General features: G+C 58.6%; 14 protein-coding genes and 1 pseudogene. 12 read left to right on the top strand and 3 right to left on the bottom strand.

All coding sequences use genetic code 11. The features are described from left to right. Window positions 1-84 precede the first annotated feature (84 nt). The 4 genes from ACTG2O_RS15985 to ACTG2O_RS15970 are packed head-to-tail and all read left to right on the top strand — an operon-like array spanning window position 85 to window position 5,215. Window positions 85-1,404 (top strand): lipopolysaccharide biosynthesis protein, encoded by a 1,320-nt coding sequence (locus ACTG2O_RS15985; RefSeq protein ID WP_236285740.1) that lies wholly within the window; start codon window positions 85-87, stop codon window positions 1,402-1,404. Beyond that, window positions 1,392-2,798, top strand: a complete 1,407-nt coding sequence (locus tag ACTG2O_RS15980) for an O-antigen ligase family protein (protein WP_439976323.1) — start codon at window positions 1,392-1,394, stop codon at window positions 2,796-2,798. The genes ACTG2O_RS15985 and ACTG2O_RS15980 overlap by 13 nt, the downstream gene beginning before the upstream one ends. Beyond that, window positions 2,795-4,066, top strand: a complete 1,272-nt coding sequence (locus tag ACTG2O_RS15975; protein ID WP_439976322.1) for a glycosyltransferase family 4 protein — start codon at window positions 2,795-2,797, stop codon at window positions 4,064-4,066. Before ACTG2O_RS15980 ends, ACTG2O_RS15975 begins: the two co-directional genes overlap by 4 nt. 12 nt (window positions 4,067-4,078) lie before the next feature. Beyond that, window positions 4,079-5,215 (top strand): glycosyltransferase family 4 protein, encoded by a 1,137-nt coding sequence (locus ACTG2O_RS15970; RefSeq protein WP_236285557.1) that lies wholly within the window; start codon window positions 4,079-4,081, stop codon window positions 5,213-5,215. 51 nt (window positions 5,216-5,266) lie between these two features. On the opposite strand, the gene ACTG2O_RS15965 is transcribed toward ACTG2O_RS15970, so the two are convergent. From ACTG2O_RS15965 to ACTG2O_RS15955, 3 genes are all read right to left on the bottom strand, one after another. Beyond that, the gene (locus ACTG2O_RS15965) at window positions 5,267-6,307 is read right to left on the bottom strand and encodes a GGDEF domain-containing protein (protein ID WP_236285555.1); all 1,041 of its coding nucleotides are present in this window, start codon (window positions 6,305-6,307) and stop codon (window positions 5,267-5,269) included. 302 nt (window positions 6,308-6,609) lie between these two features. Beyond that, window positions 6,610-9,522 carry an HD domain-containing phosphohydrolase gene (locus ACTG2O_RS15960; RefSeq protein WP_439976321.1) on the bottom strand — a complete coding sequence of 971 codons (2,913 nt, stop codon included), beginning with the start codon at window positions 9,520-9,522 and terminating at the stop codon, window positions 6,610-6,612. A 239-nt stretch (window positions 9,523-9,761) separates the two neighbouring features. Continuing rightward, a complete protein-coding gene (locus ACTG2O_RS15955; protein ID WP_236285549.1) occupies window positions 9,762-11,378 on the bottom strand; it encodes a response regulator in 1,617 nt (538 codons plus the stop codon). A gap of 374 nt (window positions 11,379-11,752) precedes the next feature. Here ACTG2O_RS15955 and ACTG2O_RS15950 point away from each other — a divergent pair, with 374 nt between their 5' ends. The 8 genes and pseudogenes from ACTG2O_RS15950 to hybE all read left to right on the top strand — a co-directional run bounded on the left by ACTG2O_RS15950 (window position 11,753) and on the right by hybE (window position 23,023). After that, the gene (locus tag ACTG2O_RS15950; protein WP_439976320.1) at window positions 11,753-11,929 is read left to right on the top strand and encodes a hypothetical protein; all 177 of its coding nucleotides are present in this window, start codon (window positions 11,753-11,755) and stop codon (window positions 11,927-11,929) included. After that, window positions 11,926-15,954 carry an ATP-binding protein gene (locus ACTG2O_RS15945; protein ID WP_439976319.1) on the top strand — a complete coding sequence of 1,343 codons (4,029 nt, stop codon included), beginning with the start codon at window positions 11,926-11,928 and terminating at the stop codon, window positions 15,952-15,954. The genes ACTG2O_RS15950 and ACTG2O_RS15945 overlap by 4 nt, the downstream gene beginning before the upstream one ends. Before the next feature lie 954 nt (window positions 15,955-16,908). After that, window positions 16,909-18,043 (top strand): annotated as a pseudogene (gene hybO / locus ACTG2O_RS15940) (hydrogenase 2 small subunit). A 2-nt stretch (window positions 18,044-18,045) separates the two neighbouring features. Beyond that, window positions 18,046-19,092, top strand: a complete 1,047-nt coding sequence (hybA, locus tag ACTG2O_RS15935; RefSeq protein WP_439976318.1) for a hydrogenase 2 operon protein HybA — start codon at window positions 18,046-18,048, stop codon at window positions 19,090-19,092. Continuing rightward, window positions 19,085-20,272, top strand: a complete 1,188-nt coding sequence (gene hybB / locus ACTG2O_RS15930) for a Ni/Fe-hydrogenase cytochrome b subunit (RefSeq protein WP_439976316.1) — start codon at window positions 19,085-19,087, stop codon at window positions 20,270-20,272. The genes hybA and hybB overlap by 8 nt, the downstream gene beginning before the upstream one ends. Then, a complete protein-coding gene (gene hybC / locus ACTG2O_RS15925; protein WP_439976315.1) occupies window positions 20,269-21,972 on the top strand; it encodes a hydrogenase 2 large subunit in 1,704 nt (567 codons plus the stop codon). Before hybB ends, hybC begins: the two co-directional genes overlap by 4 nt. Beyond that, complete coding sequence (locus ACTG2O_RS15920) at window positions 21,972-22,502, top strand: HyaD/HybD family hydrogenase maturation endopeptidase (protein ID WP_064337829.1); 531 nt, start codon at window positions 21,972-21,974, stop codon at window positions 22,500-22,502. The genes hybC and ACTG2O_RS15920 overlap by 1 nt, the downstream gene beginning before the upstream one ends. Further along, a complete protein-coding gene (hybE, locus tag ACTG2O_RS15915) occupies window positions 22,484-23,023 on the top strand; it encodes a hydrogenase-2 assembly chaperone (RefSeq protein ID WP_439976314.1) in 540 nt (179 codons plus the stop codon). Before ACTG2O_RS15920 ends, hybE begins: the two co-directional genes overlap by 19 nt. The last annotated feature ends 13 nt before the right edge of the window (window positions 23,024-23,036 follow it).

The raw sequence follows: 23,036 nt of genomic DNA, 5'->3' as shown, positions 1-23,036 counted from the left end.
TCTCTGGGCGGGAGTGAGTGGCGTGGGCTTTGCATTAGCGGTAGCTGACCCGGAGCAGGATGCTTCGGGTGGCTGGGAGGCCCTATGAAACTTGGTGTGAACCAGATTGCCATGCTCTATTACGCCGGCGGCTTGCTCCTGATGAAGGGGATCTCCCTGCTGATGCTGCCGGTGTTGACCCATCAGCTGCTGCCTCGTGAATACGGCCAGCTGGAGGTGCTGCTGACCCTCATCAATCTGGGGTCCCTGATCCTTGGCTTCGGGTTGGTGGATGCCCTCTACCGCTTTGCAGGATTGGCGAAAGATGAGCAGGAGCGCCAGCAGGTGGTGGCCCGCATGTTTGGGTTGGTCTGGCTGATCGCCCTGGCCAGTCTGGTGCTGCTCTGGCTGCTGGCACCTGTGGTGCAAGCCTGGCTGCCAGTTGAAACCCGTCTTGCGGATGTGCGCTGGGTGCTCTGTGCCCTGCCGTTTGAAGGGGTGATCGGTGTGCCGCTGGCATGGCTGCGGATGCGCAATCAGGCGCTGCTCTTTTTCGTGGCGACCGCAGGCAAGGCGGTGATCCAGTCGGTGCTGACCGGCTGGTGGCTCTGGCTCGGCTGGGGCGTGAGCGGGGTGCTAGCCTCCGGCACTCTGACCTGTGTTGCACTGGCGCTGCTGCTGAGCCTCTGGCAGTGGCGAGATAGCGGGATCCGTTTTGACTGGCAGCACTATCGGCCGCTGCTGCGCTATGGATTGCCCCTGGTGGTGAGCGGGCTGGCAGGTTTTGCCCTGAGCGGACTGGATCGCTGGCTGCTGGCCGATGTGGTGGGGGAGGCGCTGCTTGCCTACTACGCGGTGGCGGGCAAGCTGGCGCTGGCGGTGGGGCTGTTGCTGCAACCCTTTGCTCTCTGGTGGTATCCCCGCCGTTTCATGCTGCTGCGCGAGCCGGATGGACTGCGGCTCAATGCCCACTACAGCGTGATGGGGTCGGTACTGGGGTTTGTCACTGCGGGGATTGTCGGGCTTACCGCCCCCTTGCTTATTCGCTGGCTGACCCCGGAGAGCTATCATGGAGCGATCGCCTATATTCCGCTGCTGGTGCTGGGTATGGCGGTGCGCAATGTTTCGGACTTGCTCAATGTCGGCTGCTTTAGCGGCGAGAAGAGCAATGCCCAGATGGTGATCAATCTGGGCTGCAGCGGTCTTGGGGTCGCAGGCTTTCTGCTCGCCATCCCCCCCTTCGGGGTTGCCGGGGTGATCTGGACCCTGCTGCTGGTCTATCTGGTACGGGCGCTGGCCTTTTATCTGGTGAGCCAGCGGTTGCTACCGCTGCCGTATCGCCTCTCGACCCTCTGGGCCAGTTCGCTCGGGGCGCTGGCGATGGTCTGGCTCGGCCAATGGTGGGCAGGATTATGGCTCGTTTAACGCCAGCCATTTGGGCAAGCGCCATCTGTCTGGTGCTGGCACTGCTCTGGTGGCGGCTGCCCCATCCCTTGCTGCTGCCGGTGCTCGGCCTTGCCATTCCCGCCATCTGGTTTGCCCTGCGCTGGCCCTTCTTGATGGTGCTGGGGTTTGTCACTTTCTCCTTCTTTCGGCTGCATGAGGTGTTCCCCCAGCTCTATCCCCTCAAGATCCCGCTGCTCTTCTCGCTGGCCGCCATCGGTGCGCTGGTCTGGCACATTTTGCTGACCGGCCGGATCAGGCCCTACTGGAGCACAGCCCTGAGCTGGCTGACGGCCTTCTTTGTGATGGTCTCCATTGGTGTGCTGTTTGCCAGTAACCGGGGCGAGGCCATCGCCACCTGGACCGGCAGCTACAGCAAGATCTATCTGATGACCCTGGCCACCGCCTGGCTGGTGCGCACCCCGGGGGATTTTGCGCTGGCGGTGCGCACCTTTGTGGTGGCGGGCTGTCTGGTGGCGCTGGTGGCCCTTTACAACAAGGCGAGCGGGATCGGGCTGGTGGAGGGGACCCGGGTGACCATAGGGCGCGAGCTGGGCTCTGTGCTGGGGGATCCCAACGATCTGGCGCTGGTGCTGCTCTTTCCTGCCGGTTTTTCGCTGAGCTTGCTGCTCAATCAGGGCAATGGGGTGGGGGGGCGTTTGCTGGGGGGGCTCGGCTTTGCGCTGACTGCCGCCGCCATTATCGCCACCCAGAGCCGCGGTGGTTTGCTTGGCGTGTGTGCTGTCAGCGGCCTGTTTGCCTGGCAGCGGGTGAAGTCGAAAACCCTGTTGATCTCGATGGGGATGGTCGCGCTGCTGGTGCTCTTTGCCGCCGCCGGGATCAGCGATCGGGCATCTGGCGGCGCCGCCGAGAGCGGGGTCGATGCCTCGGCCATGGGGCGGATCTACGCCTGGCAAGCGGCCTGGGGCATGGCGTTGGGTCATCCGTTGGTAGGGGTGGGCTTGTCCAATTTCTATTACAACTACTTCTTCTACAGCCCCCATTGGGATGGGCTTAATCATGCGGTGCACTCCACCTGGTTCGGGGTGCTGGCTGAAACCGGCTTTGTCGGATTGGTGCTGTTTATCGGCATGGTGACGGTGACCCTGCGCAGTTGCTGGCGTTGCCAGCTTGCTGGCATGCCTCCTGCAGTGATCACGGCGATGCAGGGGGTGATGGCCAGCATGGTGGGGTTTGTGATTTCGGGATCTTTTCTCACTCAAGGCTTTACTTGGCCCATCTATCTGGAGCTGGCGCTGGCCGTCGCCGCCATCAAGTACGTGCAGCAGGCGGCCACAGAGGCGAAAGCCACCGCGGAGGATCATCAGGAGGCAACCCGGTTGCCGGCAGTGCCACCAAAGGGAGCAAGAGGATGAACGCAACCCCTGTTTTGCTGGTTCACTACGGAGAGGACTGGATCCGCGGCAGCGAACGCTGCCTGCTGGATCTGCTGGCCCACCTCGATCGCAGCCGGTTTACGCCGCTGCTCTGGTGCAATAGCCCGACACTGGCGGCAGAGGCGTCCACCCTCGGGATAGAAACCATGGTCGAGCCGTTCAGCCTGCTGCTGGGATGGCAGGCGCCCCGTTTTGATCTTGCAGCCCATCGGCGCCTCTCCCGGCGAGCCAGAGAGCTCATCACCGAGCGGCAGATTGGGCTGGTACATGCCAACAGTGCGGCCCCTTGTCAGTGGCTGGCGGGGGCCTGTCGGGCGTTGCAGGTGCCGCTGGTGTGCCACCTCCATGCCCGTTACCAGCCCAGAGACAGGTTCAGCCTGCGGGTCCATCAGGCAAGCGTGCTGATCGGGGTGAGCGAGCCGGTGTTGACCGGCTGGCGCCAGGATGGCTGCGCGGCCGATCGGTTGATCCGGGTACCCAACGGGGTGGATGCCGCTCGCCTGAATGGCGGTGCTCACTGGCCGGTCTTCGGCATGCTGGGCTTGCCACCGGGGGATATGATCATCGCAACCGTTGGCTCATTGATCAAACGCAAGGGGATTGATCTGCTGATCCGCTCGCTGGCTGCCCTGATGGCATCGGGGGAGGAAGCCCAGTTGCTGATTATTGGCAGCGGCCCGGAGCGGGAAGCATTGATGGCGTTGGCTGTCGAACTCGGGGTGGCCGAGCGCGTCCACTTTTTGGGCGAGCGGCCGGACAGTGCCGCTATCTTGCGGGGCGGGGTGGATCTGCTGGTCTCTGGAGCCCGTGAGGAGGTGTTTGGTCTGACGTTGGCGGAGGCAGGCATGTTGGGGCTTCCGGTCAGTGCCTATCGGGTGGGCGGCATCCCCGAAGTGGTGGAAGAGGGGGTGACCGGCTTGCTGGCAACCCCGGGGGATTGGGCCGAGATGGCTGATCACTGGCGGCAATTGAGCAATCCGCAGCGCCGATGTGCGATGGGGCGGGCCGCTCAGTTGCGTGCCGCACAGTTGTTCACGGTGGCGCGCTACGTTGACGCGGTCACGGCGGTGTGGGACGCCGCGCTGGCTGGTCGTTGGCACGCCACGGCCCCCACACCCTTCCGACCACTCATTCACTGGGCGGGGCAACGACTCCTTGCCAGAGGGCGCAATATGCTGGCGAGTGGGATGGCAAGAGTGGCGCAAAAAGTGCAGTTGGGGTTTGGCCGCCGCAAGGTACCAGAGTAAGGGAGCAGCAAGATGAGCATGCAAACTGAGCCGGTGTTTGGAAAGGTCATCGTCGTGGATCCCATCCCGTTTCGCGGTGGCTCCAAGGTTGCGACCGAAGTGCTGCTCGATGAGTTGGCCAAACGGATGCCCGGGCTCACATGCCATGTGTTGACCCAGGATCCCGACTCCTGGCCCCGTTGTCAGCATCATCCCCTTTGGTTGCCCCGGATATTGAAAGGGCGGGAGTCCGGCATCGGCTATCTGCTCAAACAGGGGTGGCAGACCCTGCTGATCCTCTGGCTGGTGTTGCGTCTGAGGCAGGTGAAGTGCCTGGTGGCGGCGTCCGGGCCGGGGGTGGATCTCTGTTGTTACTGGGCGGCCCGCTGGTTGCGGTGCCGGGTGGTTCAGCTGATCCATGGCCCTGTGGGATGCTCGGGGCTCTCTGCCAGAGCCCTGCAACGGGCGAGTTTTGTTTTTTATCTGGAATCGACGCGCAGCTCCCTGGCGGCATTGCTGGCCCGGCTTGGCGAGACCGAGTTCCCGTCACACTGGCAGCCATTTACCAATGGTTTGAGCGAGATTGATTGGCCCAAAGCGACCCTGGGGGGGCCTCGTATTTTATGGGCGGCTTCGTTGCTGCGCTGGAAGGGGCTGGAGACCATGCTGGCCGCCCATCAACTGATCCCTGACGCTCGCCCCGAGCTGATGGTGTGCTATCTGCAGCCCAAGGGCACGCTGCAACCCTGCAGCCAGCCACAGCCACAGATGCCAGACACGCACTGGTATGCCAACCCCGCCAATCTTGACGAGATCCGATCTCAATGCGGCATTTTTGTCTCCACCAGTCATCAGGAGCCCTTTGGTCTCTCCATTCTGGAGGCCATGGCGGCAGGATTATGTGTAGTGATCCCGGCCGATGGGGCTTGGTGGGATCGACACCTCACCGATGACGTGAATTGCCGCAAATATCAGCCAAACGATCCCGGCGATCTGGCGCAGGTGCTGGCCAGCCTCAATGCCATGCCCGACGTGGTCAAGCGACTTGGCCATCATGCCCGCCTGCATGCCATGGTCCATTACAACGCGGCGGATACCTACCAAAGCACACTGGATCAGTGGGAAGGCATGTTGCGATGGGATGCGTTGAGCCTTGCCGTGCATGGTTAGCGCGCAGTGGTTCCCCACGGAGAGGATGGGGGGGGTATGAGGGATTTATGGTCAGACTGGTTGCGGGAAGCTTGGTGACTCCGCCACTCTGATGCAGTTACGGCCGGATGATTTGGCGGTGTAGAGCGCAGCATCAGCCAGTTTGACCAGTTCAGATGGCTGCCAGTAACTCGATGGTCTGAGGCAGGCGACACCCATGCTAACGGTCACCAGACCGGTGGTATTTTGTGCGTGTGGCTGCGCGAGTGCAAAAATCAGTCGCTGGATATGTTGGGCAATTTCATAGGCGGATTGACGCTCGACATGTGGCAACAGGATGACAAATTCCTCTCCGCCGTAGCGGGCCACCAACTCCCCCGAGCGGCGCCCGGATTGCGCCAGGGTATGGGCCAGCAATCGAAGGCACTCGTCACCGGCAACGTGGCCATAGAGGTCGTTGAACTGCTTGAAATGATCGATGTCGAGCATGATGAGCGCAATCGGCATCTCTGTCTGAATACAGCGCTCCCAGGCCTGGTTCAATGAGTTGTCGAACAGACGACGGTTGCCGATGTTGGTGAGCCCGTCGGTATTGCTGAGCGCTTCCAGTTTCCGGTTCGCTTCCGCCAGCTCCTTGGTTCTGAGCTCGATAATGAGCTCCAGCTCATGTTGGCGCTCCTCCAGACTGGTCATCGGGTAAATTTCGCTTTCCCGAGCCGCACTGTAAGGGATGGAGATACTGCTGTGAGCAATTTTCCACGCCATGGCTTCGTGTCGAAAAATCAGCACCAGTCTGGCGGTTCTGCGGGAGAGGATAGGTTCTGATTTCGGTAGATGGATATGAAAGAAGGCGGTGACAGCCACCACATCCGCGGCCAGATCTTGCAGGGTCACATCGAGTATTTCCAGGCGGATCCTGCCCGGGATCTGGGCAAAATCGCGGCGGGTTATCCGGATCCACTCATCCCTATCGGTAACCAGAACATCACTGCTGCCGGCAAAACCGCTGAAATTGTCGCTAAACCGCGTGGTGAGCCGATCATCCCGTGATGAATACAGCTCGATGTACTCATCAAACAGTGAGCGGATCAACGGTTCCCGTTCAGTGGTCATTGCGCTGGGCCCATGTGAAGTGGTCACGTTTTTAAAACGTTCGCTTGAACTATAGTCAATTATGTCATTTCATTTGGCTATCTATCTTGATTTTTATCGTTTTTTTGTTCGATTACCGTTATTGGCAAGTGACCGTAAGGTCAGTCAGAACAAGGTGCCATGGAGAGGACTAGCATGGCTGTCCGGTGCATATCCTCCTCATCTCTATTACGCATCGGGGTGACCACCGGTGGCAAGACGGCGGGTCTGCATGCAGATCCCCAGACTGCAGGCATCAGGTAACCCAGAGTGCCTCGCGGCGATCAATGGCTGGCGAGATAGGGGCTGATATCCACCTCGTCAATGAGCTCCGGGCTCATGTAACGCTTGGCATAGCGCAGGTAGACGCCAGAGCGGAGAAAGAGCGCAAACAGCTCGGGGTCGATATGGTGATCCTGTTGCATGAATCCCATGATGCGGATGGCCTCCGAAAGAGATTTGGCTTTCTTGTAGGGGCGATCGCCGGCGGTCAGCGCCTCGAAGATATCGGCGATGGCCATCATCCGGGCAGGGATGCTCATCTCGTCCCGTTTCAGCCGCTTGGGATAACCAGTGCCATCCATCTTCTCATGGTGTCCCCCTGCGATTTCCGGCACCTGTTTCAGGTTGGCGGGGAAGGGGAGTTTTTCGAGCATGATGATGGTCTGGATCATGTGCTCGTTGATCTTGTAGCGCTCCTCATCTGTGAGGGTGCCCCGGCGGATGGCGAGGTTGTAGAGCTCGCCGCGGTTATAGAGGTATTCAGGGGTGTTGACCTGAAATCCCCAAGGGTTGTCAGGGGCAAGGCGGTCGCGGTTGCTGCGGGTGAAGAGGTGATCCGGGCGATCGGCCAACAAGGGTTCGGTGACCGGCAGCGGTGACTCCGCGGCCCGCTGTTTGCGCGCCAGTTCATCCTGAGAGATCCCAATCCGATCGGAGAGCGTGCGCTGCCAGGTGCGGCCCGCGATCTGCTGCAGCCTTGCAATATCCTCTGTGGCCATAAATTCGTCCCCTTCGTTGCAACGGGCGATAAAGGCAAACTCCTCATCCAGCTGTTGCCACTGCTGTTGCAGCGTGGCCTGTAACGTGGCCTCATCACCCCCATGGAGACGTGCCTGCCAGTAGGCAATCTCGGCATCCCGTTTCAGCACTTCAAAGCGCATCCTGACCTCGTGAATGCGATCGCACAGGGTTTCCAGCTTGGTGGCCTTGTCGACCACAAACTCCGGAGTGGTGACTTTGCCGCAATCGTGCAGCCAAGCCGCGATATGTATTGCTTCCCACTGTTTTTCATCGAGCGAAAAGTGTTGGAAGGGGCCCTCCTTGGCCTCACATGCCGCTTCTGCCAGCATCTTGGTCAGTTCGGGGACTCGTTGACAGTGGCCACCGGTATAGGGGCTCTTGGCATCGATGGCCCCTGCGATGAGCTGGATAAAGGCTTCCAGCAGATTGCGCTGCTCCTCCAGCAGTCGCTGGGTGGTGAGTGCCACGGCGGCTGTGGAAGAGAGCGCGTTGACAAATGCCATCCGCTGCGGGGTCAGTGACTTCTTCCGTTCATCGATCAGAAACACCAGGGTGCCGAGCAGTTGGCCATCACGGTTTTTCAGGGCAATCGGCCAGAAGGTCAGTGGTGTGTCGCTCTCCTCGACGTAGGGAAACAGGATCTGCAATTCGCTGGTGACCAATGCAACGGGTTCCAGTTCTACCCCTTGCAAGCTCTGGAACAGTGGATGTTTTGGCTGATTGAGGGTTCCGATACTGTGGATCGGCGTTTGCTCCTGCACCTCGCCATTCCAGCACAACCCTGCCAGATCCAGTGTCTTGTTGCCGCTATCGGAGAGGTAGAGCATGCAGCCTGTTGCACCGGTCAGTTGCTGCATTTCGGTGAGCAGCCGCTCCAGCAAGCGGGGGAAACTGGTCTCGCTGGAGAGGGAGGTGGAAAGCTGCAAAAAGCGCTGGATGGTCGATTTCATGTCGCCCATGGCCTGGGAGAGATCGATGATTTCAGCAATATAGGAGTTGACTCGGATCGGATCGTTGAAGTCGAAGTGGGCGATTTTTCCTGCTTCTTGAGTCAGGTCATCAAGGGGCCTGGCGGCGGTTCTGGCCAGCTTGATGGCCGCGAACAGGGCAAAGATCAGGAAGATGCCCGACAGAAGGAAGGTCTGATTGCGAATGGTGAAGGCGGTGGCCAGCAACTCATCGACAGGTGCTGCAATCCAGAGGGTTAATTTTGACCCATCGGCTTCCGGTAAAGTGATACGCATTCCTTGCCAATCATTGCCCTCTGATTTAAAGGAAAGACTATCTGCCTTCTGATTCTGACTGGCATTCATCAAGTGTTGGATCATAGGCAGGTCGGCTTCGGTCACTCTTGCAAGTCGATAAGCGCCATGTTCATGAATCAGCATCCCACCTTTATGACTTGTCATTAGCTCGCCCTGCTCATTGACGATGGCTAGACGCATATTGGGGGTTATCTTGGCGGATTTGAGCAGGCGCTCGATAGCTCGGAGGTTCAGGCTCATCCCTATGACGCCAGCCCCATTTTGCATTGGTTCGGCAAAACTCAGGTACATCTCCTGAGTATCGTGCGAGATATAGAGAGGGGATTGCACCAACTGTCCACTCTGCTTGGCCTGAATAAACCATGGATGCTCTATTGGATCAAAAAATTGTCCTGATTCCTCTTGCCGTTCAATGATGGTGAGATTGTCGGCCAGCGCGAAGGTCTCCGTAAGAGTGGTTGCCTCTTGATGCCGGATGCTCTTCACGATCCAGCGGGTATTGGCGGGCGGCGTTAGGTGTTGTACCTCGGTGTCGGCAGGCCAGCGCATGAGCCAGAATAGATCGCCGTTGTTGTAACCGGCATACACCGCGTTGGCAGAAGGTTGTCCTTTGAGCAGGGTTGTCATGTAGGGAAGGCTGGCCATTCGCTCTGACAGGGTCTTGGCTTCGGTCAGGCGCTGTTGGGCGAGCAGATTGACGCTTAAAGCTGAGGTGCTGAACAGCCCTTCTAAAGCCTGAGTGGTGATTTGGCCAATCAGGGTGAATCTGTCTTCAGCCTCTTTCATCAGCATGGTTTTGGTTTGCCGATATTGGTGACCAAGAGTGATCAAGGCAAACACCAGCAATAAACCCAGAAACAGATGGGCAATATGAACATACAAGGGGATAACGCGGCGAATGAGATTCATGTTATCTCCTTAAATGGATGGGTTTGTTGAGTGGGGTATAAATGAGATAGCCCAACAGGATAATAGGTAGCTTCATGGTGTTCGCCCTTGCTGCTTGCATTAAAGAGACCCCGTTGCGTAAACCACCAGATGACGATAAATGGAAAGGGGTGATAAATCCTTTTTTTTATTCACCCATCGCAGTAGCCAAAAATGATCCACGGCGATGTTACCGCAGAGTTCTGTGATCGTGATTCTTTTCACTCTGGATATGGATTGAAACCCTCTTTTTGCGGGAAGTGCGCCGAGATATTCAGCAGCCTGGTTTCTTCATCCAGCGACACAGTAACGGTGGCACCATGGGCTTCCAGCATGATTTTGCCATGATAGCCATTGTGACTGTGTGCTTCTTTGTTGTTATTAGAGGATGGGAATCTGTCGAACAGAGAGAGGACATTATTGATATCCAGCAAGGTCGAGCTATCAATATTTAAAATAATGCTGTCGGGGTATTTCAGACAGACAATTTCCACGCAGGAGGAGGGTGCCGCATGCTCACAAGCGAGCCGTGTCAATATTTGAAACGCGGAATAACAGAGAAATTCGTCACCTGCGATGAATAGCTCATCATAGAGGTAATTTTTGGGTTTGGTCAGCTTGATATCTAGCTTTTTCTCGGCATAGAGATTTTTGAATTGCACCGAAAGCCGGTTGAAAATATTAAAGAGCTGGACTTTACCCGCTTTCAAAACAAAGGTGCCGGTTTCAATCTGGTAAATCTCGCTGGCCAGCCGGGTCAATGCCAGTGCATCGCCTACAGATTTTCTGGTGATGGATAGCTGGGTTTTTTGGAGCATGTTGAGCGATGAGTCGGCCGCCAGCTCTTCCAGCAGGTGTAGCGCGTTGAGCAGGGGCTCCCGAATTTCATAGCGGATATTGAACTCGAGGCTCTCTTTGAGCGCATTGAGCTCAAGCATCTGATCGAACTCTTTTTGCAGCTCTCTTCTGGCATGCACCAGCCGCATCAGATTGGCAATGCGAAAACGCAGCATCTCGATGTCGATCGGCTTGGTGATAAAATCTACGGCCCCCAGTTTCATCGCCCGTTTACGGGAATAGATATCATCCAGTGCCGTCATAAAGACGATGGGGATGTGCTCTGAGTGGGGATGTTCACGCAAAATTCTGGCGACATCGAATCCGTTCAGGTTGGGCATCATGATATCGAGCAGCACCAGATCGGGTGGATTATCCGATTGGCAGATCCTGATCGCTTTTTCACCATCCTTGACCAACTTGAGATGAAACTCTTTGCGAAATACCGAGGTGATCAGCATCAAATTATCTGGAACATCGTCAACCACCAGAATGGTGGGACTATCCTGATTGCTGGCGACCAGATCGCTGTTGGAAAAACGGTGCAAACGACCGAATTCAAATTGTGAAAGTGGGGGCTGCGACTGGCTGGTTGCCAACAGCAGCCGAGTGATCCTGGTTTTAAGGGTATCGGGCTTGAGCGGGGTCAAGATAATGTCAGAGACTTTCGCCTGGACAAATTGTTCGATCAATGGGCGATCTGTCCCTGAGGTCAGGGTCAAAAATGGCAGTGTGTGATGAGGTGCCCTACTGCGAATATTTTTCAGCAGCGTGAGCAAGTTTGCCGAATCGAGATCGATATTGCAGATGATCATGGCGGCAGGGCCATCAGCCACGCAACGTTCCAGCGCCTCGACACTCTCCACCACCGTAATCTGGCTTATGCCAATGGCTCGTAACTGATTGCATAGCGCATCGCTGTGCACATTATCTTTTTCCAGTACCAGCGTGGGCCCGGAAATTATTTTTGCTATGTCCATATGGCTATCTGATGTGCCCATCTGTCGCTGTATCCTGCCAGCTCATTTTGAGCATGATAATATAGGGTGCATGACCCTGGTCAACCGATACCTCTGCTACCTTGCGCTGGAAATATAAATCTGCAAGCTGGCTCATCACCTAACGTGATAAAGAGAGCAATCCGATATCATCATACCGTTGGTGCTGACCCATCTTCTGATGGTGTACAACCGCCATTACCCCATATCCACTTTTTTCTTGTATCCGATTTATCCCTTGTGAGTTGCTGGCTCCTGTCGGGTTGTGCGCACATTTCAACTGGGTTGTCATGGCTGCCTGTCGGGGGATCCGTTATGGTGTGAGAAAGGTTGGCAGGGGTCGCCATCCTCCATCTTGGCAGGGAGAATCACTAGATATGGAACATCTTACCCCGAGCGCGGCTCATCCTATGGTGCTGCTGGTTGATGATAAGAGTGGCTGCCACAAGTTGATGAATGCGCTGCTCGGTGAGTGCCTTTTATTGCACGTCTTCACCTGTGAGGCGGTGCTGATGATGGTCAGGCAGAACGATGGAGTATGCTGTCAACCATGAAATCGCGTCTCTGGCACATTGCTGCCGTGCTGTTGCTCTCCCTGATGTTGGCCACGCTGGTCGATGCCTTCTATCTGGAGCTGGAGCGGCAGGAGTATCGCCAGTCGCTGGATACCCGCATTCAGCGCGAGGGCGACAATCTGCAGCAACTGACCCTCTCAAGCAAGGGGATGGGGGCAGTGCAACTGGCTGGCCGCCTCAACCGCGAGATCCAGCAATCGTCACTGCTCGAGCGGGGGGAGCTGAGCCCGAGCGAAGCTCTGCAGGTGTTGGCGCAGGGGGTGAAGGCCAATCATGCCTTTGTTACTAATAAAGCAGGGGTGATTGTCCGTGATTGGGATGCGCTTGGTCGCCATGTCGTCGGGCAGGATGTGTCGTTTCGCTCTTACTTCAGACAAGGGATCCTGGGGCTGGAAACGGTAGATGCCGGGGTTAGCCTCAATACCGGCAAGCGGATGATCTATGTGGCGGCGCCAGTCTCTCACGATCGGGCGCAAGGAAGCGACATTACTGGGGTGGTGGTGGCGCGTTACGAGATGGCGCTGCTCGATACCTTTCTGGCCGGGTGGGGCGATACCATCGGTTTGCTGGTCTCGCCAGATGGAGTGGTGATGGCCAGCAACAAGAGCGACTGGCAAATGGCGGTGGTGGGGCCGAACTCTGCCGCCAGGCAACAGCAGCTCTTTGCCTCTCGCCTATATGGACACTACTTTGCCCCGGATCGCAAACCGGTGGTCCTGCCTGCACTCGATGGCAGTGAAGTTCGGATAGGGAAAGATAGCTATCTGGTGAGCCGCATGCCTATCGAGTGGCACGATGCCAAAGGGCAGTGGACGCTGCTGCTGTTGGGCAATGTGGAACAGGCCGTGTCAGGATGGCGGCGAGTGGCCTTGTTCGGCACCGCCCTGTTGATATGTCTGAGCTCGGCCCTGCTCTGGCAGGGGCGGATGTTGCGTCGCCGCAGTATCCGCGAGCGCAACGAACAGTTTGCCTTCCAGCAGGCATTGATCGATACCCTGCCACATCCTCTCTTCTATACCGATAATCAGGGTCGCCTGCTGGGGGTAAATCGCGCCTTTACCAGCTCATTTGGTGGTGCCCGCCCGCTCGAGGGCAAGCGGTTGGCGGAGTTGCCCCAACTTGCCGGGTTGGACTCGGCGGATGAGGACAACACCTTGTTGAGGGTGGCTGGCAGCCAGGCCAGAACGCAGCATGAGGTGCGCCTGTTTTCGCCGGATGGCCGTCCTCTGGACATGCTCTATTTTCTCTCGGGGATTGAGCTTGCCGAGAGCGAGCGAAGCGGTGCAGTCGGCAGCCTGGTCGACATCACCCCGATCCGTGCCGCCGAGCAGGCCATGCGGGAGGCTCATGACCGGATAGCGGCAGATCGCCAGCGGCTGCACGAGAGCGAGCAGCGGATCCAGTCCATGGTGCGCAACGTACCGGGTATGGTCTATCGCTGCTTGCCTCATCATCCCTGGACCATGTTGTTCGTCAGCGACGAGGCGGAAAAATTAACCGGCTATCCCGCCAGCGATTTTGTCGATAACAGCCGCGATTTTGGTGACTTGATCCATCCTGATGACCTCGAACTGAGCAACCGCAACACCATCGATGCCATTGCCGAACATCGGCAATACATCAACGAGTACCGCATCTTCGATCGCTGGGGTCAGCTCCGCTGGGTCTACTCCATCGGACTCGCCACCTATGATGCCGAGGGTAAGGCCATCTATCTGGACGGGATCATCTTCGATTTCAGCGACCGCAAGCAGGCTGAGGCCGCCATGCTAGAAGCTAGGCAGATCGCCGAAGATGCCACCCGAACCAAGAGCGAATTTTTGGCCAACATGAGCCATGAGATCCGCACGCCAATGAATGCCATCATCGGCATGGCCCATCTGGTGCTGCAAACCAACCTCTCCCCCGAGCAGCACAACTATGTGAGCAAGATAGACAGAGCGGCGAACAACCTGCTCGGGATCCTCAACGACATCCTTGACTTCTCCAAGATGGAGGCGGGCAAGCTGCAACTGGAGAAGGTGGATTTCCAGCTCAACGAAGTGTTCGAGTGGCTGGCGGATCTTACGGCGTTTCGGGCGCGGGAAAAGGGGCTGGCGCTGCTGTTCGATCTGGCCGCTGATCTGCCTGACCGTTTGTGCGGCGATCCCCTGCGGCTTGGCCAGATCCTGCTCAACCTGACCAGCAATGCCATCAAGTTCACCGAGCAGGGAGAGGTGATTGTCCGGCTGGCCCGCAGTAACGAGCGAGATGGCAAGATCTGGCTGCAGGGCAGTGTGCAGGATAGCGGTATCGGCATGACAGCCGAGCAGTGCCAGCGTCTCTTCCACTCCTTTGAACAGGCTGACAGCTCGACCACCCGCAAATATGGTGGCACCGGTCTTGGTTTGGCCATCACGCACAATCTGGTGCAACTGATGGACGGTGAGATCCGGGTGGAGAGCGCCCCGGGGCAGGGCAGCGAGTTCCACTTCCGTATCTGTCTCGCCACCCTGGCGGATCAGGGTAAGGAGAAAGAGCTACGTGTGGCTATGCCGCTGGCGCCGCAGCGTCTGCTGTTGCTGGAGTCGTGTCCTGCTTCGCGAGCGGCCATTCTCCACCACCTGGCGGCGCTGCCTGTTGAGCTTGTCTGCGCGGACGAGCCCGCCGCACTGCTGGCACTGCTGCATCAAGGCATCGCGGCGGGCAAACCCTGTGATCGAGTTGTGCTGGGCTGGCAGGAGGGGGAGAGCTGGTTGTCAGAGGTGCTGCAGGAGGTTGGCACGCTGGCAGCGCCGCCCGCGATCTTGCTGATCACCTCGGGCGATCCCGCACCGCTTGCCAGCAATGTTGCTGCGCTGGGGTTGGCGCCGTGTGATGTGCTGGCCCATCCGTTTACCCCGCAGGCACTGTGTCAGGCATTGTGTAAGGCGCAGGGGGGCGATGCCGTGGGACGAGAGGCGTTATCGGATGCAAGCCCCCATCATCAGGTTGCGCTGCCCGCTCATGGGCTGGCGGGGGCTCGTCTGCTGTTGGTGGATGATAACGACATGAACCGGGAGGTGGCGCTGGCCCTGCTGGGCAAGGAGCAGATTTCCCTGGTCTGTGCTTGCGATGGGGCACAGGCGCTCGCCCTGTTGGCGCAAGATCGCGGGTTTGACGGCATCCTGATGGATTGCCAGATGCCGGTGATGGACGGGTACACCGCGACCCGGTTGATCCGCGCCGATCCGGCGCTGGCCCGGATCCCCATTATTGCCATGACCGCCAGCACCATGGCCGGGGATAAAGAGAAGGCGCTGGCGGCAGGCATGAATGACCACATCGCCAAACCCTTGAATATGCCGCTGTTGCTGGCGACCCTCTCGCACTGGATCACACCCGCCAGACCTCTGGCTGCCGCCAGCAAGTTGCAGGTGACTGACGATGCGACCCCTTGGCAAGGCGTGCCCGGCCTTGACGTGCAGTGGGGCATGGCCGTGATGGGGGGCGACAGTGCGCTCTACCGCAATATGTTGCAGCGCTTTTGTAACGGGCAGCAGGGGTTTGAAGCCAGTTTCCACTCGGCGTGGGCCTCGGATGACAACGTCACGGCCCGGCGTCTGGCTCACACCCTCAAGGGCAGTGCCAGCACCATAGGGGCGACCGGTGTGGCGGATCAGGCGGCGCTGCTCGAGCAAGCCTGTGAAGAGGGGGATGATGCAGGGGTCGCAACCCGCTTGCCATCCCTGATGGCCGAGCTGAAGCCCCTGCTGTCTGGGCTGGAAGCCGCGCTGGCAGTGTCCCCTGTGACGATGGGCGCTTCCCGAGGCATCGATGCCGGGATGCTGGAGGCGCAACTCCAGCAGTTGGGTGCCTTGCTGGCACAGAGCGATGCCCTGGCGTTGGCGCTTTGTCAGCAGATTGAGGCTGATCTGGCTGGCAGTGCATTGCCGCTGCGTGCTGCATTTCAAGAGGTGAGCCGGGCGGTCAACGAGTTCGAGTTCGATAAGGCGCTGCAGTTGCTGGCACCACTGCTTGGGTGATGGTTAACACCCTTATCGCTTGTCATGTTCATCGTCATCCCAACTCATTTTTTAGGGTTGCCATTGAACAAGAACAATTATCATCTATATCGATAGAGATGGATATTTACGCTCTGGTTAATTACGCAGGGTGACGTGAAGGTAAATAGTGTAAATGTGGGCGGTAACATCTGTAACCGGATGAGCGAATGTATCGCGAGTTAAATATGTTCACTATGTTGCAGGCAGCCTTCCACCTTGCCTTTTCTCTCATTATTAATTTGAATGCAGATTCACGATGATGCGTAAACATATCCGTGATCGCGATATTTTACTCACTAGCATCCAGGACAATAAAGAGTGGGGGGAGCGTATTGATATGCATACCTCGGCGGCATCTTTTCACTAAGCTGCGTTAAACGGCAGGGAGGCCAAGCGGGGTTGTGCTGTGTGGGCTAGCAGGAGCAATCATCGCCCTTCAGCGCAGGCAAGATGCAAGCAGATATCAAGCGACAGCAGGTAAATCGTGCCGTGCAGGCCGTGCTTGCTACCGGTGGCAGCTGGCCGTGAGACAGTTCTGGTGTGGGGAGGCAAGTCAGGAGGTTGTCCCGTGGATGACTGCATGAAATATGCAATGAGATGAGTAAAGATATATTCAACGGATCATTTATTGGTGGGCATCAGTATTGTGAAATGAGCGGTATAGCCAAGATTTCAATCATGTTAATTTGGCTCACAGTGAAAGAGAGGATATGCGGTGATTAATTATTTAATATCCAATTAAGTTCATAAAATTTACGGTGTCGCTAAATATCCCTTAGGGGGTAATTAATTTCATTTGTGATGTGGCTCGCTATGAAAATAGGGGTAAGCCGGTCGAAATTGATAGAGATCAATACTGCAGGGTGGGTGAGTCCTTAGCATTTCCGCTATTAAGCATTTATCAAACAAGTGCTCACTACGGGAATAAGTAGAATGGTCGAGGATAATTTTTTATCGGCTCATGGGATTAATCGCCGTGATTTTATGAAATTGTGTGCCGGGATGGCCGCAACCCTGGGATTAAGTCAGCATGCCGTCGCCAAGATGGCCACTGCGCTCACCAGCCCCGAACGGCCGCCGGTGATCTGGATTGGGGCGCAGGAGTCACACCGGCTGTACCGAATCGCTGCTGCGCGCCACCCACCCCACCATCGAGAACCTGATCCTCAACACCATTTCGCTGGAGTACCACGAGGTACTCTCGGCGGCCTTTGGTCATCAGGCTGAAGAGAACAAGCACAACGCCATCAAGCGTTATAAAGGCAAATATGTGCTGGTGGTGGATGGCTCCATTCCGCTCAAGGATGGCGGCGTCTACTGCATGGTGGCCGGTGAGCCTATTGTCGACCATATTCGCCGTGCTGCCGCCGACGCGGCTGCGGTGATTGCCATCGGCTCCTGTGCCGCCTGGGGCGGAGTGCCTGCCAGCGGCGGCAACCCGACCGGCGCGGCCAGCCTCGAAGAGGCCCTCGGCAATATCGGTACTCCCATCATCAATATCCCGGGCTGCCCGCCCAATCCCCACAACTTCCTCACCACGGTTGCCTACTACATCACCTACGGCAAGCTGCCAGCGCTGGATAGCAAAAAGCGCCCGCTGTTTGCCTATGAGCGGCTGATCCACGAGAACTGCGAGCGTCGTCCGCACTTCGACGCGGGGCGTTTTGCCAAGGAGTTTGGCGACGAGGGCCACCGTCAGGGCTGGTGCCTATACCATCTGGGCTGCAAGGGGCCGGAGACCTATGGCAACTGTTCAACTCTGGAGTTCTGCGATGTGGGCGGCGGCATCTGGCCGGTCGGCATCGGTCACCCCTGTTATGGCTGCAACGAGCAGGGGGTCGGTTTTAGTAAGGGGATCTTCCAGCTCGCCAAGGTCGAGAACCCGACCCCGCGGGTGGATAAACCCGACGTGAAAATTCAGGAGGGGGGCTATACCTCGCCCACCGCGACCGGCCTTATCGGTGGCGCCCTCGGGGTGTTGGTGGGGGTGAGTCTGATGACGGTGCGTGAACTCGGTCGCCAGCAGAAACGCCACGAAGCCGGGCAGCACCCATCACGGGAGGAGTAACCGTGAACAGACGCAACTTCCTCAAATTCGCCTCCGTCGGTGCGCTGGCGGCGGGCACAGCCGTACCCGGCACCGCAATGGCGGCGGCCAAGAACAAGCCGCCCATTCCCGGCGCACTCGGCATGCTCTACGACTCCACCCTCTGCGTTGGCTGTCAGGCCTGTGTGGCGGAGTGTCAGCGCCTTAACGGCAATCCGGCCAATCCAGCCGGGGCGCAAACCTGGTCCAACAACGACAAGCTGACCCCCTACACCAACAACATCATTCAGGTGTGGAAGAGCGGCACTGGCGAGCACAAGGATCAGCTGGTGGATGGCTACGCCTACATCAAGAAGCAGTGCATGCACTGCGTCGATCCCAACTGCGTCTCCGTCTGCCCGGTGCAGGCTCTTAAAAAAGATCCCAAGACCGGCATCGTTCACTACGACCCGAGCGTCTGCACCGGCTGTCGCTACTGCATGGTGGGCTGCCCGTTCGATGTGCCCAAATATGACTACGACAATCCGCTGGGGGCGATCCACAAGTGCGAGCTCTGCAACCAGAAGGGGCTTGAACGGATCGATCAGGGCAAGTTGCCTGGGTGTGTCGAGGTGTGCCCCACCGGCGCCGTCATCTTCGGCACCCGCGAGGAGCTGATGGCAGAAGCCAAGCGTCGTCTGCTGGCGACTCCGGGCAGCGAATATGCCTATCCGCGCCAGACCCTCTCTGCCAACGACCCTTACCTGCACGAAGTGCCCCACTACCAGCCTTACGTCTATGGCGAGAAGGAGGGGGGCGGCACCCAGGTGCTGGTGCTGGCCGGGGTGCCCTACACCAGGCTCGACATGCCCGACCTGCCGGAGCTCTCCTCCGGTGCCCGCTCCGAGCATATCCAGCACACCCTCTACAAGGGGATGGTGCTGCCCATGGTGGTGCTGACCGGCCTCTCGGTGCTGATCCGCCGCAACACCAAGAATGGTCACGATCACCATCACGATGATGGCCATGATCAGGGGAGTGCGCAGATCAAGGATCAGGGCACCACAAAGGGAGGCAAGGATCATGAGTAATCACAAGGCACATCCCCTCGGCGGCAAGCTGGTCAGCTGGCCTGTGCTGGTGCTGGCCCCCTTTGCCGTGCTGTGCGGCATGTTGATCTTGAAACGCCTCGTCTTCGGGCTGGGCTCGGTCACCGATCTGAATGGCGGCTACCCCTGGGGGCTCTGGATCTCGTTCGATCTCTTGATCGGCACCGGTTTCGCCTGTGGCGGCTGGGCGCTGGCCTGGGCTGTCTATGTGTTCAACCGGGGCGAGTATCACCCGCTGGTGCGACCGGCCCTGTTGGCGAGCCTGTTTGGCTACTCGCTGGGCGGCCTCTCCATCACCATCGACGTGGGGCGTTACTGGAACCTGCCGTACTTCTACCTGCCCGGTCACTTCAACACCTCCTCGGTGCTGTTCGAGACGGCGGTCTGCATGACCATCTATATCGGGGTGATGGCACTGGAGTTCGCTCCCGTGCTGCTGGAGAAGTTCGGCTGGAAGGCGTCCCTCATTCGCCTCAACAAGATCATGTTCTTCGTGCTGGCGCTGGGGGCTCTGCTGCCCACCATGCACCAATCCTCCATGGGATCCTTGATGATCGTCGCGGGGGAGAAGATCCATCCGCTCTGGCAAAGCTACGAGCTGCTGCCGGTCTTTTCGCTGCTGACCGCATTTATCATGGGCTTCTCCATCGTGGTATTTGAGGGCTCTTTGGTGCAGGCCGGATTGGCGGGGCGGGGCCCCAACGAGAAGTCGCTCTTCTACAAACTGACCCAGGTGATCGATATCTTCCTGATCCTGTTTGTGGCGCTGCGCTTTGCCGAGATCGTCATCCACGACAAGTCGGAGTATCTCTCCGAGTTAAATCGCTTCTCCATCATGTTCTGGAGCGAGATTGCGCTGATGATCTTCCCGCTGCTGGTGTTCCACTGGGACAAGAGCCGCCGGGATTCGCGCATGTTGTTCCTGGGGGCCCTCAGCATGCTGCTGGGCGCCGCCCTCTGGCGACTGGATTACTCCCTGCTCGCCTTCAACCCCGGCAATGGCTACCACTATTTCCCCTCCGCTACGGAGGTGCTGATCTCTCTGGGCTTTGTTGCCATCGAGGTGTGTGCCTATTTGCTGTTGATCCGGCTCTTGCCGGTACTGCCATCACTTGAACGTGTTCACCAAGATTATCAGGCCCGAGGGAAAGCCAACGTATGAGCCAACGTATCACCATAGACCCCATCACCCGCATTGAGGGGCACCTGCGTATCGACTGCGAAATCGAAGGCGGTAAAGTGACCAAAGCCTGGTCGTCCGGCACCATGTGGCGCGGGATGGAGGAGATCGTCAAGGGCAACGACCCGCGCGATGCCTGGATGATAGTGCAGCGCATCTGCGGGGTATGTACCTCCATTCACGCCATCGCCTCGGTGCGGGCGGTGGAGAACGCCATCGGCGCCAAGGTGCCGGTCAATGCCCAGTACATCCGCAACCTCATCATCGCGGCCCACAACATCCACGATCACATCGTCCACTTCTATCAGCTCTCCGCGCTGGACTGGGTGGACATCACCGCGGCCCTTGAGGCCAATCCGCAAAAAGCGGCAGACATGCTCAAGGGGGTATCGACCTGGTCCCTTAACAGTGCCGACGAGTTGACCAAGGTGCAGGAGAAGATCCGCGCCCTGGTGGCGAGCGGCCAGCTTGGCATCTTTGCCAACGGCTACTGGGGTCACAAGGCGATGAAGCTGAGCCCGGAGGTGAACCTCATCGCCGTGGCGCACTATCTGCAGGCACTGGAGTGCCAGCGCGATGCCAACCGCATTGTCGCCATTCTGGGGGGCAAGAGCCCGCACATCCAGAATCTGGCGGTGGGCGGCGTGGCCAACCCCATCAATCTGGATGCACCGAGCGTGCTCAACCTGGAGCGGCTGCTCTACGTGAAGAGCTTTATCGACCGGCTCGGCGAGTTTATCGAGCAGGTCTACAAGGTGGATGCCGCCATCATCGCCGCGCACTACCCCGAGTGGCTGAGTCTGGGGCAGGGGGCCAAGCACTACCTGAGCGTGCCGGAGCTCCCCACCGACGGTGACGGCGGCAGCTTCCTGATGCCGGGCGGCTATATCGAGAATGGCAATCTGGCGGGTTATCGCCCCATCGAGAGCCATCAGGATGGCTGGCTGATGGAGGGCATCGCCGAGAGCAACAAGCACGCCTGGTACAAGGATGACGAGCCCCTCAAGCCGTGGGAGGGCAAGACCGAGCCGAACTACACCGGCTGGCAGGATGACGGCAAATACTCCTGGGTCAAATCCCCCACCTTCTACGGCAAGGTGGTGGAGGTGGGGCCGCTTGCCGACTTGCTGGTGAAGCTGGCCGCCAAACACCCGGAGACGGTGGCGCATTTCGACCAGTTGAATGGCATCTACAAGGCGCTCACCGGCTCGGCCATCAAGACCGAGCAGCTGCACTCCACCATGGGCCGCATCATCGGTCGCGCGGTGCGCTGCTGTGTGCTCAAAGATACCCTGTCCCATCAGTGGAAGGCGCTGGTGGACAACATCGGCAAGGGGGACACTACCGCCTATATCAAGGCCGAGATCCCGGCGGATAAAGAGTTTCGCGGAGTGGGCTTTGAAGAGGCACCGCGCGGCATGCTCTCCCACTGGATCGTCATCAAGGGCGGCAAGATCGAGAACTATCAGGCGGTGGTGCCATCGACCTGGAACTCGGGCCCGCGCAACTTCAACGACGAACCAGGCCCCTACGAGCAGGCGCTGGTGGGCACCCCGGTGGCGGATCCCGCCAAGCCGCTGGAGGTGGTGCGCACCGTCCACTCGTTCGACCCCTGCATGTCCTGCGCGGTGCATGTGGTGGATACCCAAAATGGTGAAACGACTCAGGTGAAGGTGTTGTGATGAACATCCTGATCCTGGGCGTCGGCAACCTGCTCTTGAGCGATGAGGCGGTGGGGGTTCGCATCGTCGAGGCGCTGGGGCGCAACTACCGTTTCGCCCCCGGCATCGAGCTGCTCGATGGCGGTACCGCCGGTATGGAATTGCTCGAAGCGATGGCCAGTCGCGATCACATCATTCTGGCGGATGCGGTGCGCAGCGGTAATCCGCCGGGCACCGTAGTGACCCTGAAAGATGAGGAGATCCCGACCCTGTTTGGCCGCAAGATCTCCCCCCATCAGCTGGGGCTGGCGGATGTGCTCTCGGCGCTGCACATGACGGGGGAGTCGCCCAAGCGGCTCACCCTGATCGGCATAGAGCCCGAATCCCTCGAACCCCGCATCGGCCTTACCCCTGTGGTGGCGGCGGCCATGGGGGAGGCGACGGATCGGATCTTGACCCTGCTGGCCAGTGTCGGTGCCCCCGCCATCCCGCTCTCTGAGCAGGAGAAAGCTGAACAAGCGCGGGAGGGCCTATGGCGCAGTCCCATTTAAGCGAGGTTGATAGAGTGCTGGAGAGAGTACCGGAGATGGCGCAGGAGTTTGCCGGTTTTGCCCGCAATCCCGCGCCCCTGCTGGTAGCCCAGTACGAGCGGATCGCTCGCGAAGAGATGCAGGCGTTGCCCTTCTATCACGCCACCATGCCCATAGTTGCGGAGTGCACGTTGTTTGAAGGTCAGTGGCTCGGCTGTGTGCTCACCCCCTGGATGTTGAGCGTGGTGGTGCTGCCGGGGCCGGATCAGCTTTGGCCGGTGCGAAGCAGCAGCGATCGGCTCGCCCTGCAGCTCCCCTGCGGCAACATGACCTTTATGGTGGGTGAACTGCCCGAGACGGGACAGTTGCTGGCCTGCTCCCTGATGTCGCCGCTCGATCCCCATCTCGGGGCCGGGGAGGGGCGCGCACTGGTGAGCAGCACCCTCAAGATGCTGCTCTCCTTGCCGGTGCAGCAAGGGGCTGGCGATGTGGATCTGGGCCGCAGACGGCTATTCGGTGCCCGGCGCGGTCAACCGGCATAGTCGCTAGGTTTCA

Origin of the sequence: Aeromonas sp. 61P (assembly GCF_051919545.1) — a bacterium.
GTDB lineage: Bacteria > Pseudomonadota > Gammaproteobacteria > Enterobacterales > Aeromonadaceae > Aeromonas > Aeromonas veronii.
Note: the sequence above shows the minus strand (reverse complement) of the source record. Positions and strands in the feature narration are given on the sequence as shown.

Bases quoted from the DNA above. Each gene is read 5' to 3' on its own strand.
- ACTG2O_RS15985 (WP_236285740.1), top strand. From the start codon at position 85: ATGAAACTTGGTGTGAACCAGATTGCCATGCTCTATTACGCCGGCGGC.
- ACTG2O_RS15980 (WP_439976323.1), top strand. From the start codon at position 1,392: ATGGCTCGTTTAACGCCAGCCATTTGGGCAAGCGCCATCTGTCTGGTG.
- ACTG2O_RS15975 (WP_439976322.1), top strand. From the start codon at position 2,795: ATGAACGCAACCCCTGTTTTGCTGGTTCACTACGGAGAGGACTGGATC.
- ACTG2O_RS15970 (WP_236285557.1), top strand. From the start codon at position 4,079: ATGAGCATGCAAACTGAGCCGGTGTTTGGAAAGGTCATCGTCGTGGAT.
- ACTG2O_RS15965 (WP_236285555.1), bottom strand. From the start codon at position 6,307: ATGACCACTGAACGGGAACCGTTGATCCGCTCACTGTTTGATGAGTAC.
- ACTG2O_RS15960 (WP_439976321.1), bottom strand. From the start codon at position 9,522: ATGAATCTCATTCGCCGCGTTATCCCCTTGTATGTTCATATTGCCCAT.
- ACTG2O_RS15955 (WP_236285549.1), bottom strand. From the start codon at position 11,378: ATGGGCACATCAGATAGCCATATGGACATAGCAAAAATAATTTCCGGG.
- ACTG2O_RS15950 (WP_439976320.1), top strand. From the start codon at position 11,753: ATGGAACATCTTACCCCGAGCGCGGCTCATCCTATGGTGCTGCTGGTT.
- ACTG2O_RS15945 (WP_439976319.1), top strand. From the start codon at position 11,926: ATGAAATCGCGTCTCTGGCACATTGCTGCCGTGCTGTTGCTCTCCCTG.
- hybB (WP_439976316.1), top strand. From the start codon at position 19,085: ATGAGTAATCACAAGGCACATCCCCTCGGCGGCAAGCTGGTCAGCTGG.
- hybC (WP_439976315.1), top strand. From the start codon at position 20,269: ATGAGCCAACGTATCACCATAGACCCCATCACCCGCATTGAGGGGCAC.
- ACTG2O_RS15920 (WP_064337829.1), top strand. From the start codon at position 21,972: ATGAACATCCTGATCCTGGGCGTCGGCAACCTGCTCTTGAGCGATGAG.
- hybE (WP_439976314.1), top strand. From the start codon at position 22,484: ATGGCGCAGTCCCATTTAAGCGAGGTTGATAGAGTGCTGGAGAGAGTA.